Source organism: Catenibacterium faecis, assembly GCF_014306455.1.
Lineage (GTDB): Bacteria > Bacillota_I > Bacilli_A > Erysipelotrichales > Coprobacillaceae > Catenibacterium > Catenibacterium mitsuoka_A.
In genome coordinates this window covers 1-13,890 of the sequence record NZ_JACRWG010000059.1, presented here as the reverse complement: position 1 = coordinate 13,890, position 13,890 = coordinate 1, and the positions used below count along the sequence as shown (strand labels likewise).

Here is a 13,890-nt window from a genome sequence, read left to right as displayed (position 1 = left end):
AGATTATGACAGGCATAAGAGAACTGAGTGAATGTATCCTCAGCATCTGAAGGCTTGTCTTTTCTTTTGTATTCAAATACAGTGCGTCTGTCCGTATAAAACATTGCAGGAATGCCATGGTTAATAAGAATCTGATAAAGAACCTCATAATACCCTTTAAGTGTCTCCTGACGGTCAAAATAGGCTCCTACAACCTTACCGTCTGCATCATCAATCGCAACATGCAGATGCCACACTTCTCCTTCAATCCAATGGAATGATGATGCATCCATCTGTATCATCTCACCCGCATACTTTGATCTAGGACGTCTAGGATGTGCATCCTGTTCATCAAGTATATTGATTGATTCCTTTATCTCATTCCTAACCTTTTCAGAAGCAGTGTCATTCATTCTTTCTTTGAGTTTTTTCTTCAATGCTTTCTTTGTTTTTCTTCTGGCCTTTGGAGAGAGCACATCCTCAGCTCTCATCCAGTTGTTGAGTGTAGTATCACTTATCTTTATACCGAAGTCACTTTCTACAATTTCACAGAAGTGAGTGAAGTTTGCATCAGAGAAATCATTGATATAAAGAGAGATGATCTTATTCTTTATGTCCAAAGGAACTGCAGAAGCAGGCAGTCTTCCACGGTTGCCGTGCACGAAACCCTTCTTTCCCTGTTCCTTATATTTTATGATAAGTCTATTGATAGTTCTTACAGTACAGCCAAGTCTAGTAGCTGCTCTCTTCTTATTTCCATTTGTTTCTACAAGCTTCTTGATTATTTCATACTTATTCTGCTCATTCATTCTCAATTCAACCTTTCTCATAATAACCTCCCATGGAGGTTATAGTTTAACACGGTAAGTTGATAATGTCCCAATTGGGACATTATCAACTTGGATACATTGAGACATTATCACATTGGAATCAGAATTATGAAATCCTCCTTTTTTTGTCTGTTTGAAAATGGAGTGCACTATGTTATAATACGGTTTATGAGGTGATTATTATGCTTTTTAAAAGAAAAGAAAAATATACATTAGATATGAATCGAATTCCAGCTCATATCGCATTTATCATGGATGGAAATGGAAGATGGGCAAAGAAAAGAAAAATGCCTAGAACATATGGTCATCATGAAGGAACTAAAACAATAAGAAATCTTGCTTTAGAAGCTAACAACTTAGGTGTAAAAGCAATGACTGTTTATGCATTCTCTACTGAAAACTTTAAAAGAGAACAGAGTGAAGTAGAATATATCTTTAAGTTACCTAAAGAGTTCTTCTCTTTATATTTTCAGGAACTAATGGATAATAATGTACGTATTATGACAATTGGTCATCTAGAACTCGCACCACAGGAAACTCAAGACATTATTAATGATGCTATTAATAAAACTAAAGATAATACTGGATTAAAGCTTGTCTTTGCATTCATCTATGGTGGACGTGATGAAATCGTTGAAGCCACTAAAGCGATTTGTGAAGAATATAAAGAAGGTAAGATTGACTTAGATAATATTACAGAAGATTATTTTGAATCTCATTTAATGACGAAAGAATTACCACCTGTTGATTTAATGATTCGTTCAAGTGGTGAATGTCGTTTATCAAATTTCTTATTATGGCAGTTAAGTTATGCTGAATTTATTTTTGATGAAGCATATTGGCCAGATTTTAATGCAGAAAAATTACATGAATGTATCTGGAAATATCAGAATAGAGATCGTCGTTATGGAGGAGTGAAGAAATGAAGCAAAGAGTCATAACAGCGATTGTATTAGTAGTTTTGTTTTTACCATGTGTTATTGTAAGTGGTATTCCTTTTAAAATCCTTATAGCTTTTATTGGGGCTATGGCTACATATGAATTACTATCTATTACAAAAGAACCTAAGCCACATTTTTATTTATATGGAATAATAGGTGTTTATATTCTAGGTTCATTATTCTTTTCAAAAGGATTACTTGTATCTAATATGTTTATTGTAATCTACATGGTTATATTATTAACTTGTGGAATCTTTGATGCAGGTATGCCTTTCTTGAGGATTTCATATTACTTTACAAGTGCGACTTTAGTAGCTCTTGGTCTTCATGCTATTTATTATTTTAGAACAGCCTTAGATATCAGATATGTTATCTTCTTAGCACTTGCGACTTTAGGCGCTGATACATTTGCTTATTTTGTGGGACGTGCAATTGGTAAACATAAACTTAATCCTCGTCTTTCACCTAAGAAGACAATTGAAGGGTCTATTGGTGGTATAGTATGTGGTGGTTTATTAGGTTTAGCTTATGCTTATTGTGTTCAGATTCCTTATGCACTTCCTCATCTTGCCTTAATGAGCTTCGTACTTGCAACAACAGGTCAGATTGGTGATTTGACATTTAGTTCTATTAAGAGAACTTTTGAAGTAAAGGACTATTCTCAGATTTTCCCTGGTCATGGTGGTGTGTTGGATCGTTTTGATTCTATCATCTTTAATTCTATGATTTTAGGATTCTTACTTACATTACTCTAATGAAGGAGGCAATCTATGAAAAAAATTACAGTACTTGGTGTGACTGGTTCTATTGGAACACAGACAATTGATGTTGTGACTGGACATCCTGATGAATTTGAAATTGTTGCAATGTCAGCAGGACACAATATCAAGAAATTAGAAGAAATCATGAATCAACTTCCTGTTCCACATATTTGTGTACTAGAACAGAAAGATTATGATTATTTAAGTGAAAAATATCCAGATCGTCATTTTTATCTTGGACAGGAAGGACTTATTCAAATTAGTACTCTTGAAGAGACAGAAATAGTTCTTAATGCGATTGTAGGGTTTGCAGGATTATTACCAACTATCGAAGCAATTAAAGCAGCTAAGGATATTGCGCTTGCAAACAAAGAAACTCTAGTAGTTGCAGGACATATAATTATTCCTCTCGCAAAAGAATATGGCATTCAGCTTTTACCTGTAGATAGTGAACATAGTGCTATTTTCCAATCAATGCATGGAGAGTATCCAAGAGAAATTTCAAAAATACTTTTAACATGTAGTGGTGGAAGTTTCCGTGATAAATCATTGGATGAATTAAAGGGTGCCACTGTTGAACAGGCATTAAATCATCCTAACTGGAGCATGGGTGCAAAAATCACTATTGATAGTGCGACTTTAGTTAATAAAGGTTTAGAGGTTATGGAAGCCAAATGGCTTTTTGATGTAGATTATGATGATATTGAAGTATTGATTCATCCAGAAAGTGTTGTACATTCTATGATTGAATGTACAGATACTGCAGTAATTGGACAATTAGGTACTCCAGATATGCGTTTGCCTATTCAATATGCTTTAACATATCCTCATAGAATTCCGCTTATTAATAGTAAGAGACTTTCTTTATCAGACATTGGAACACTTCATTTCTATAAGCCTGATACAGAAAGATTTAAAGCATTACCTCTTGCTTATCGTGCAGGAAGAATAGGGGGCAGTATGCCTTGTGTCTTCAATGGCGCAAATGAAGAAGCCAATCAGTTATTCCGTGATGGAAAGATTAAATTCCTAGAAATCGTTGATTTAATTGAAGAAGCCATGAATGCACATACTGTTGTTGAAAATCCATCTCTTGATGAATTGATCAAGATAGATGCGGATGCAAGAGCTTTTGTAAGAAAGAGAGTAGGTTTATAAGATGCAGACTTTATTGAATATACTCGTTTTCCTGCTTATTCTTACAGGAATTATTGTAATACATGAATTAGGCCACTTTGTAGCTGCTAAGTTTTTCAAGGTTTATTGTGGCGCATTTAGTATTGGTATGGGTCCTAAGATTTATGGAAAAAAAGGAAAAGAAACAGAATTCCAGATTCGTGCTTTACCAATAGGTGGTTTTGTCTCTATGGCAGGTGAAGCGGATCAGGAAGACAATGAAGAATTTAAGGATGTTCCAGTAGAACGTACATTAAAGGGTAAGAAGACATATCAAAAGATTATTATTATGCTTGCAGGTGTCTTTATGAATTTCATGCTTGCACTTGTTATTATGTTATCTGCAAACTTAATGGGTGGTCAGGTGAATGTCAATCGTTGTGAAGTAGGAACACTTGTAGAAAATGGCTCTGCGACAAAATATGGATTTAAAAAAGGTGACATCATTACTAATATTGAATGTAAGCAGACTGGTGTGTCTTATGCAGTCGCAAGTTATGAAGATCTTCATAGTGATATGACTAAGAAAGCATTAAAAATTGACTCTAAAAATGCGACATTAGATATTACTGTCAGACGTGGTAAAGATAGTATTGTGATCAAGGCAGTGAGTCCTTATAATGTAGAACAGGGACGTTATGTTCTTGGCTTTATGCAGGTAACTCGAAGAATGAGTGTCACTGAAGCATTTAGCTATACATTTAAAGAATTATGCGAGATGTCTACTGCAATATTTAATGCATTAGGACAGCTTATTGTGAATTTTGCATCTACTATTAAGCAGATGTCAGGACCAGTGGGAATTTATAAAGTAACTTCACAGGTAAGAGAATCTGGTTCTATGACAACGCTTCTTTATTTAGTTGCGATGTTGTCAGTAAATATTGGAATTTTTAACCTATTACCTATTCCAGGGTTAGATGGCTATCAGGCTATTCTTTCTTTAATTGAAGGTATGATCCATAGAGAAGTACCTGTGAAGGTGAAATATGCATTGCAGGTTCTTGGACTTGCACTTGTATTTGGTCTCATGATAGCAGTTACTTATCAGGATCTGCTGCGATTATTCAAATAAAGGAACTTCGGTTCCTTTTTAAAAGGTGATTTTATGAATAAATTAAGTATTTTATTACAACAATTACATATAGATACAAATCAGGCGTTTTCGCAGGCTGATATTACAAGAGTAGTTGTCCATCATGATAGCCGTTATACCTTTTATATCAGTTCACCAGAATTAATGCCTCTTAGTAATGTGAAGGCTTTAAAAGAAGCCCAGCATTTGTTCCCTTATCCATGTGAATTCCTCTTTGAAACAACGTCCAATCATTTTAGAGAGGAAGATGTCATTGAATATAGTGATTATATTATGCATCATGTATTAGGCAATGTACCTGAAATGCAGAGTATGACTAGAGATGATATGGATTTAAAGGACAATATTTTGACATTACATACTGTTAATCATATTCAATGTGATTCTATTAAGACTCAGCTTAATGAAATGCGTACATTATTATCTGGCTTTGGTATTAATATTGATTTAAGAGCTGAGGTAGATGCAGATAATCATGAATATCAACAGACTATTGCAAAGATGGAAGAAAACAAAGGTGTTCATATAGATTCAAGTGCACTTGAAAAATATAATGAAGCGATGAATGATGCACCTCCTGCTTATTCTAAGCCAGCAGGTAATTATAAACGTTATAAGAAAGAATATGTCATGACGCAGATTAGCCAATTAGATAATACAATGCGTGAAGTAGCGGTACAGGGTTATTGTTTCCAGGAAGAAACAACACAGGTTAAAAGTGGTAAACATATTCAGACACTTCTTGTCACAGATTATTCTGATAGTATTATGGTTAAGAGATTTGAGAATAAGAATCGTAATACATTAGAAGAAATGGAACAATTAAAAAAAGGTGGTAAATGGATTCGTGTCAAAGGTACTTTTGAATATGATAGCTTTGCCCGTGAACAGGTGATTATTGCGACTGAAATAGAAATTATTCCTGCGCCTAAGCCACGTATTGATAAGGCGGAAAAGAAGCGTGTAGAACTACATTGCCATTCTAATATGTCTACTATGGATGGTATTGCGACTGTTGGTTCTTATATTAAAAGAGCAACAGAATGGGGTATGAGTGCTATTGCAGTGACTGATCATGGTAACGTGCAGTCATTCCCTGATGCACAGGCAGCAGCAGGAGACAAGCTGAAGATGATCTATGGTATTGAAATGAACATGATTGATACAAACTTTGATTGTGTTTTTAATGCGAATGGATTAAAGCTTAATGATTTAACATATGTTTCTTTTGACTTAGAAACAACAGGTTTATCTCAGATAGATGATCATATTACTGAAATTGGTGCAGTAAAAATAAAAAATGGTTTAGAGGTTGGAAGATTACAGACATTTATTAAATCTCCTAAACCTATTTCTAAGAAGATTACTGAATTAACATCTATTACGAATGAAGATATTAGAAATGCGCCTACAATTGAAGAATTCATGCCTAAATTAATGGAATTCTTTGGAGATAGTCTTCTCATTGCGCATAATGGTCGTTTCGATATTGGTATGTTAGATAAGGCGTTAGAGAGAATGGGAAAAGAACCTATTCAAAATCCATGGATTGATACATTGCCTTTATCTAGACGTCTCATACCCTTAATGCGTTCTTATCGATTAGGTGCTGTTTGTCGTTTTTATCATATCCCTTATGATACAGAAGCGGCTCACCGTGCTGACTATGATGCTGAAGTATTAAGTCATTCATTTAATGTCATGCTTCAGGATTTAATTAAGAAAGGTTTTAAGACGATTGATGAAATCAATGATATCGAAATAGAAGACAGTTATAAGCATGCTTTTCCTTATCATATGTGTGTTCTTGCGAAAACACCTGAAGGTTTAAAGAACATGTTTAGACTTGTGTCTATTGCGAATACTAAGTATTTCCATCAATGTGATCGTATTCCTAGAAGTGAATTAGAATTCTATCGTGAAGGATTACTATTTGGTAGTGGCTGTTTGAATTCTAAAGTCTTTGAAATAGCTTCTACAAGAGATGAAGAAGAATTAAGAGAAGAAATACGATTCTATGATTATGTAGAAATACAGCCTTTAGAAGATGCGATGTATTTGGTAGATCGTGGTAAGTATGATTCTATTGATGATATAGAAAGAATATACAAGCGTATTATTAAGATTGCGAAAGAAGAAAATAAACTCATCTGTGCGACAGGTGATGTTCATTTTCTAGATAAGAGAGATAAGGTATACCGTGAAGTATTTATTACTAACTCTAAGATTCAGATTAATGGTAAACCTCATCCACTTCTTGTAAGAAATAATCCTCGTGCTTTAACACCTGATGTTTATTTAAGAACAACAGATGAAATGTTGGAATGCTTCCCTTATTTAAGTGATGAAGATACATATGAATATGTTGTCACTAATACAAATAAGATTGCAGATATGATTGGTGATGATATTATTGTCACAAAAGAAGGATTATATCCACCTTCAATTGAAAACGTAGATAAAAAACTTAGAGAATTGTGTCATAAGAATGCGCATGAGACATATGGTGAAGTATTACCAGAGATTGTATCAGCAAGACTTGAAAAAGAGTTATCCAACATCATCAAACATGGATTCGCAGTTATTTATTTTATCGCTTCAGAACTTGTAAGAGTTTCTAATGAAGCAGGTTACCTAGTAGGATCTCGAGGATCAGTTGGTTCATCTTTCGTAGCCACTATGGCTGGTATTTCAGAAGTAAATCCTCTTGCACCACATTATATATGTCCTCATTGTAAACATAATGAGTTCTTAGAAGAAGGAGTTATTTCTGATGGTTATGATTTGCCTGATAAGAACTGTCCAGTATGTGGACATAAGATGAAAGGCGAAGGACATAATATCCCATTCGAAACCTTCTTAGGGTTCAATGCGGATAAGGTTCCAGATATTGACTTAAACTTCTCAGGTGAATATCAGCCTAAAGCACATGCTTATACTAAAACAATCTTTGGTGAAGACCATGTCTTTAGAGCCGGTACTATTTCTACTGTTGCAGAAAAGACAGCTTATGGTTATGCAAGAGCATATGCTGAAAACCTAGGTTTAGAAGATCATATCCGTAGTGCTGAATTACAAAGACTTGCTAATGGATGTACGGGGGTTAAACGTACTACCGGTCAGCATCCAGGTGGTATTATCGTTATTCCTAATGACATGGAAGTATTTGACTTTACACCTTATCAATATCCTGCAGACGATGTAAATGCTGAATGGCGTACAACTCACTTCGATTTCCATAAGATTCATGATAACGTATTAAAATTTGATATTTTAGGGCATGTCGATCCTACTGTTATTCGTATGCTTCAGGATATGACAGGTGTTGATCCAAAGTCTATTCCTACAAATGACCAGAAGGTTATGAGCTTATTTAATAGTTCTAAAGCATTAGGCTGCGATCTATCATTCTTGAACTGTAAGACAGGTGCCTTAGGGTTACCAGAATTTGGTACAAAGTTTGTCCGTGGCATGCTTGAACAGACACATCCAAAAAGCTTTAATGAATTAGTTATTATCTCTGGATTATCTCATGGGACTGACGTATATCTAGGCAATGCGGAGACATTGATTAAGTCAGGTACATGTACATTACAGCAGGTTATCGGATGTCGTGATGATATCATGGTTTACTTAATTGAAAAGGGACTTCCTAACAAGGATGCTTTTGATATCATGGAATGTGTACGTAAAGGTAAGTCACCTAAAGTATTCCCTCAAAAGGGTTATGTTGAACTCATGAAGAAACATAATGTGCCACAATGGTATATTGATTCATGTTTAAAGATTAAATACATGTTCCCTAAAGCCCATGCCGTTGCATATGTATTAAGTGCCATACGTGTAGCTTGGTGGAAATTATATTATCCAAGAGAATATTATGCTGTATACTTTACGACTAGATGTGATTTCTATGATATTGAGACACTTATTGCTGGAAAAGAAGCGGTATATGATAAATATCAGGAATGTTTAAAGTTAAAGGCTGAACATAAAGCATCTAATAAAGAAGAAGGTTTGATTACTGTATTTGAGGTTGCTTTAGAAATGTTTGAAAGAGGCCTAAAGTTTAGTAAGATTTCTCTTGATCAATCTGATTCTAGAAAGTTTATTTGTCATCCAGATGATCCAACAGCTATTATTCCTCCTTTTACTTCTATTGATGGATTAGGTGATGCCGTTGGTGACTCAGTAGTAGAAGCAAGAAAGGAGAGACCTTTCACTTCTATTGAAGACATTAAAAAGAGAACACGTCTTTCAGGAACACATATTGAGACACTGCAGAAGATGGGTGTTTTAAATGGTTTTTCTGAAAGTGATCAGCTTACAATCTTTGATTTATAGTTTTTTTACGTGTTTTTCAACATTATTTGACTTATACATTTAACTGTGCTATACTCGATTTAGCAAAAGACGAGAGGGGAGACCCTCTCGTTATTTATTGAATAGGAGGTTCTATGCTAGAGAAAATTAAAGAAGGCTTATTGCCTATTATTGCTTCATTTGAATGCCATCTTGATTCAATGGAATATGTAAAGGAAAAAGGAGAATGGTATTTACGTGTCTTCATTGAAAAGAATGATGGAAATCTTGACATGGATACTTGTGTTGCAGTCAGTGAAGCTGTGAGTGAAAAGTTAGATGAACTTGATTTAATCAAGGACGAGTATTATCTTGAAGTATCTTCTCCAGGAATTGAAAAGCCATTAAAGACTTTTGAGCAGGTAGAAGCTCATGTTGGCTCATATGTTCATATTGATTTGAAAAATCCAAAGAATGGAATTGATTCTCTAGAAGGAACATTAGCCTCTATTGATGGCCAGGAATTGTTGATCCAGTATATGGTGAAAGCTGTAAGAAAGAAAATGACTATAAACTATGATGATATTAAATTCATCAGACTCGCTGTAAAGTTCTAGGAGGTAAAAAACGTGGCGAAAAAGGATAAAGGTTACAAATCAGCTCTTGAAAATCTTATTGAAGATAAAGGGCTAGATAGTGCTATTGTAATTGAAGCATTGACTGAAGCACTTGCTAAGTCATATAAGAAAAACTATAGTGGGGCAGAATCAATCGTTGATTGTAAAATTGATGATGATGGAAAAATCAGAATCTTTACAACTCATTATGTTGTAGATGATGTAAATGATGAAGATTTTGAATATTCTATTGAAGAAGCACAGGAAATTGATCCAAAATATCAGGTTGGTGATGAAGTTGTTGAAGAAGCTGATATTTCTGAATTTGGTCGTTTAGCTGCAATTCAAACTAAACAGTTATTAAGACAGAAAATCAGAGAAGCTGAAAAAGAAGCTTTATATAATGAATATATCAATAAACTTGATGAAATTATCAATGGTACTGTAGATCGTGTAGAAGAAAGATTTGCAATTATCAACATTGGTAAGACAGGTGCACTTCTTTCATCTAAAGACCAGATCCCTGGTGAAACTCTAGTTGAAGGTGAACATGTTAAGGTTTATGTGAGTGAAGTAGAACGTACTACTAAAGGTACTCATATCAGCGTATCTCGTACTCATGAAGGATTAGTAAAGCGTTTATTTGAAATGGAAGTACCTGAAATCTTCGAAGGAACTGTAGAAATCAAATCAGTATCTAGAGAAGCAGGTGAACGTTCTAAGATTGCTGTCTATACAGCAAATCCTGATATTGATCCTATCGGTGCATGTGTTGGTCCAAAGGGAAATCGTGTTAGAAATGTTGTTGAAGAATTAAATGGTGAAATGATCGATATTATTGAATGGTCTGAAGATCCTGTAACATTCATTTCTCATGCTCTTTCTCCAGCTAAGGTTGAAAGAGTGAAATTAAATCATTCTAAGAACAGTGCTTTAGTTGTTGTGCCTGATGATCAGTTATCTCTTGCTATTGGTAAGCGTGGTCAGAATGCAAGACTTGCAGTTAAATTAACAAACTGGAAGATTGATATTAAATCAGTATCTGAAATCTTAGAAGAAGGTATTGATTTAGATGCACCTGAAGTAGATATGGAACTTCTTGAAAAGATGAAGAAATCTATGGAAGAACATGAAGCAGATGAAGAAAAAGAATCTATCATTTTAACTCTAGATGCAGATGAAAATGAAGAAGATAAGGTAGAAGAAGACTTCGGTGATGATGAATCATTTGATGATGAAGATGATTCAGAAGAACCAGATCATGATCCTAAATATGATGAAGATATTGATTATGATCAGTATGATGAATATTATGAAGATTAGAGGTGATCTTTTATGAAGAAAGTGCCTTTAAGAAAGTGTGTGGCAACTGGTGAACAGCTGCCAAAGAAAGAACTCATTCGTATTGTGAAAAATAAAGAAGGAGAAGTTTCTGTCGATCCTACAGGTAAAAAGAACGGTCGTGGAGCTTATTTAAAACGTTCTTTGGATGCAATTGAACTTGCAAAAAAGAAAAAGATTTTAAATAGAGTTCTTGATACTGAAATTCCTGAAGAAATCTATGAGGAGCTTAAGACTTATGCTCAATAAGCAGGTGGCTTCTTTATTGGGTCTTGCGATGCGTGCAAGAAAGCTTGCGACTGGAGAGAGTGCTTTAAAGGCTGTCCAGTCACAGCAGGCTCATCTTGTCTTTATTGCGAGTGATGCAAGTGACAATACGAAGAAGAAATATATTGATAAGTGTACATATTATCATGTAGATTATTATGTTGCTGGCACAAGTGAAGAGCTATCTTATTCTGTTGGTAAAATCAATAGAATGGTAATTGCGGTACTTGATGCTGGTTTTGCGAAAAGTATGAAATCTAAGTTAGGAGGGTAATTTATGGCAAAAAAGAAGAAAAACATAAAAAACAAAGGGAATGACAAGAAGAAAATGATCTCAAACTTTCCTAGCAAGAAAGAAGAAAAAGCTGTTGTAGATGGTGTTGTTGAATATGAAGAAGGCATTACTGTTGATGAACTTTCTCAAAAGATTGGTCAGACACCAGCAAATGTTATCAAAGTTTTATTCATGTTAGGTACAATGGTGACAATCAACTCATCATTAAATGATGAACAGGTTGAACTTATTTGTATGGAATATGGTCTTGAATGTAAAAAGGTTGTTCCTGTAAGTGAAGTAAACTTTGAAGATTTAGAAGTTGTGGATGATCCTAAAGATTTAGTGCCAAGACCTCCAGTTATTACTATCATGGGTCACGTTGACCATGGTAAGACAACATTACTTGACCATATTAGAAAGTCAAGAGTTGCTGAAGGTGAATTTGGTGGTATTACACAGCATATCGGTGCCTATCAGGTATCTGTAAAAGGTAAGAAGATTACTTTCCTTGATACACCAGGTCATGAAGCATTTACTGCAATGCGTGCACGTGGTGCAATGATTACTGATATTGTTATTATTGTAGTTGCTGCTGATGATGGTGTTATGCCTCAGACTAGAGAAGCAGTAGACCATGCTTTAGCTGCAAATGTACCTATTATTGTAGCTATTAATAAGATTGATAAACCAGGTGCTGATCCTCAGCGTATTATGACTGAAGTATCTGAACTTGGACTTATGCCTGAAGAATGGGGTGGAGATGTTCCTTATGTAAACATTTCAGCTAAAAAGGGTATTGGTATCGATGAATTATTAGAAACAGTTACAGTTGTAGCTGAACTTGCTGAATTAAAAGCAAACCCAAAGCGTATGGCTTATGGTAGTGTTATTGAAGGCCGTCTTGATAAGGGTAGAGGACCAGTTGCGACTTTATTAATTCAGAATGGTACTTTAAGAAGTGGTAACCCAATTGTTGTTGGTGCGACTTATGGTCGTGTCAGACAGTTAGTTGATGATCGTGGACGTGAAATTAAATCTGCAGGTCCTGCAACTCCAGTAGAAATTACTGGTTTAAATGATGTACCTGAAGCAGGTGATAAGTTCATGGTATTTGAAACTGAAAGAGAAGCGAGACATGTCGGTGAAGAACGTGCTCAGAAGAAGATTGAAGAAGAAAGAAACTCTACTTCAGCAATGAGTCTTGATGATTTATTCTCACAGATGAAGTCTGGTGAAGTCGTTGACTTAAATATCATTGTTAAAGCTGACGTAAATGGTACTGCAGAAGCAGTTAAGAGTTCATTAGAAAAGATTGATGTAGAAGGTGCAAGAGTGAACGTTATCCGTTCTACTGTTGGTGCTATTTCTGAATCTGATATCCTTCTTGCAAGTGCTTCTAAGGCAATCATTTATGGTTTCAATGTAAGACCAGATGCTAATGTACGTCGTAAAGCAGATGAAGAAGGTGTAGAAATCCGTTTACACCAGGTAATCTATAAGATGGTTGAAGAAATTGAAGCAGCCATGAAGGGTATGCTTGCTCCTGAAATGGAAGAAGTTGTTACTGGTCAGGCTGAAATCAGACATATTTATAAGGTTTCTAAGATTGGTAATATCGCTGGATGTTATGTGACAGATGGTTCTATTAAGAGAGATTGTGGTATCAGATTAATTCGTGAAGGTATCATTGTTTATGAAGGTAAGCTTGCTTCATTAAAGCGTTTCAAGGATGATGCGAAGGAAGTTAACCAGGGCTATGAATGTGGTTTAACTATCGAAAACTATAACGATATCAAAGAAGGCGACATCGTTGAAGGATATGTTATGCAGGAAGTTGAAGGTTAATTTATGGCTTCATTAAAAGTAGATAAGATGAATCATTATATCATGAAGGAATTATCATTAATTCTTCGTGATGAAGTAAAAGATCCAGCATTACGTATGTGTACTGTTACTTCAGTAAGCTGTACAAATGATATGTCTGTCGCAAAGGTTTATGTGACATTCATGAAGAATCAGGGTAAAGGTTTTCAGGCATTAGAAAGATGTAAAGGTTTTATCCGTTCACAGCTTGCAAGAAGATTAAAAATCAGAAAATGTCCTGAATTAATTTTCAAGGTAGACGAATCATTAGAATATGGTAATCGTATTGAAGAATTAATTAAGAACTTACACTAAGAGTCTCTAATGTGGACCCCGTGTCAAGGACATTAAATAAAAAGGCGCTTAAAAATGATTAGAAATAAAGATATCCTCTAGGTGTAAATTAACCAGGAGGATATTTTTATGTGTAAACTATATAA

The 13,890-nt window shown here is 34.9% G+C and carries 12 protein-coding genes; 11 read left to right on the top strand and 1 reads right to left on the bottom strand.

Annotation, left to right across the window (positions count from 1 at the left end):
- Nucleotides 1-809, bottom strand: an 809-nt coding sequence (locus H8909_RS10945) for an ISNCY family transposase (RefSeq protein WP_187012863.1), incomplete at its 3' end; no start/stop codon positions are given.
- A gap of 182 nt (nucleotides 810-991) precedes the next feature.
- On the opposite strand from H8909_RS10945, the gene uppS reads away from it, so the two are divergent.
- From uppS to rbfA, 11 genes are all read left to right on the top strand, one after another.
- Nucleotides 992-1,735, top strand: a complete 744-nt coding sequence (gene uppS / locus H8909_RS10940) for an undecaprenyl pyrophosphate synthase (RefSeq protein WP_022424328.1) — start codon at nucleotides 992-994, stop codon at nucleotides 1,733-1,735.
- Nucleotides 1,732-2,505, top strand: a complete 774-nt coding sequence (locus tag H8909_RS10935) for a phosphatidate cytidylyltransferase (protein WP_187012862.1) — start codon at nucleotides 1,732-1,734, stop codon at nucleotides 2,503-2,505. Before uppS ends, H8909_RS10935 begins: the two co-directional genes overlap by 4 nt.
- A gap of 15 nt (nucleotides 2,506-2,520) precedes the next feature.
- Entirely contained in the window at nucleotides 2,521-3,669 is a 1,149-nt protein-coding gene (locus H8909_RS10930; protein ID WP_187012861.1) for a 1-deoxy-D-xylulose-5-phosphate reductoisomerase, read from the top strand.
- Nucleotide 3,670: 1 nt separating this feature from the next.
- Nucleotides 3,671-4,762: a M50 family metallopeptidase gene (locus H8909_RS10925; RefSeq protein ID WP_117458061.1), complete on the top strand. Its 1,092-nt coding sequence runs from the start codon at nucleotides 3,671-3,673 to the stop codon at nucleotides 4,760-4,762.
- Nucleotides 4,763-4,795: 33 nt separating this feature from the next.
- Entirely contained in the window at nucleotides 4,796-9,127 is a 4,332-nt protein-coding gene (locus tag H8909_RS10920; protein ID WP_187012860.1) for a PolC-type DNA polymerase III, read from the top strand.
- A 113-nt stretch (nucleotides 9,128-9,240) separates the two neighbouring features.
- On the top strand, nucleotides 9,241-9,702 hold the full coding sequence (gene rimP, locus H8909_RS10915; RefSeq protein ID WP_022424333.1) for a ribosome maturation factor RimP: 462 nt from the start codon (nucleotides 9,241-9,243) through the stop codon (nucleotides 9,700-9,702).
- Between the two features lie 12 nt (nucleotides 9,703-9,714).
- Nucleotides 9,715-11,025, top strand: coding sequence for a transcription termination factor NusA (gene nusA / locus H8909_RS10910; protein ID WP_117458059.1), 1,311 nt, complete (start codon nucleotides 9,715-9,717; stop codon nucleotides 11,023-11,025).
- Nucleotides 11,026-11,037: 12 nt separating this feature from the next.
- Nucleotides 11,038-11,292, top strand: coding sequence for an RNase P modulator RnpM (gene rnpM / locus H8909_RS10905; RefSeq protein WP_117458058.1), 255 nt, complete (start codon nucleotides 11,038-11,040; stop codon nucleotides 11,290-11,292).
- Nucleotides 11,282-11,584, top strand: a complete 303-nt coding sequence (locus H8909_RS10900; RefSeq protein ID WP_187012859.1) for a L7Ae/L30e/S12e/Gadd45 family ribosomal protein — start codon at nucleotides 11,282-11,284, stop codon at nucleotides 11,582-11,584. The genes rnpM and H8909_RS10900 overlap by 11 nt, the downstream gene beginning before the upstream one ends.
- A 3-nt stretch (nucleotides 11,585-11,587) precedes the next feature.
- Nucleotides 11,588-13,432 carry a translation initiation factor IF-2 gene (infB, locus tag H8909_RS10895; protein WP_187012858.1) on the top strand — a complete coding sequence of 615 codons (1,845 nt, stop codon included), beginning with the start codon at nucleotides 11,588-11,590 and terminating at the stop codon, nucleotides 13,430-13,432.
- Between the two features lie 3 nt (nucleotides 13,433-13,435).
- Nucleotides 13,436-13,765, top strand: a complete 330-nt coding sequence (gene rbfA / locus H8909_RS10890) for a 30S ribosome-binding factor RbfA (RefSeq protein WP_187012857.1) — start codon at nucleotides 13,436-13,438, stop codon at nucleotides 13,763-13,765.
- The last annotated feature ends 125 nt before the right edge of the window (nucleotides 13,766-13,890 follow it).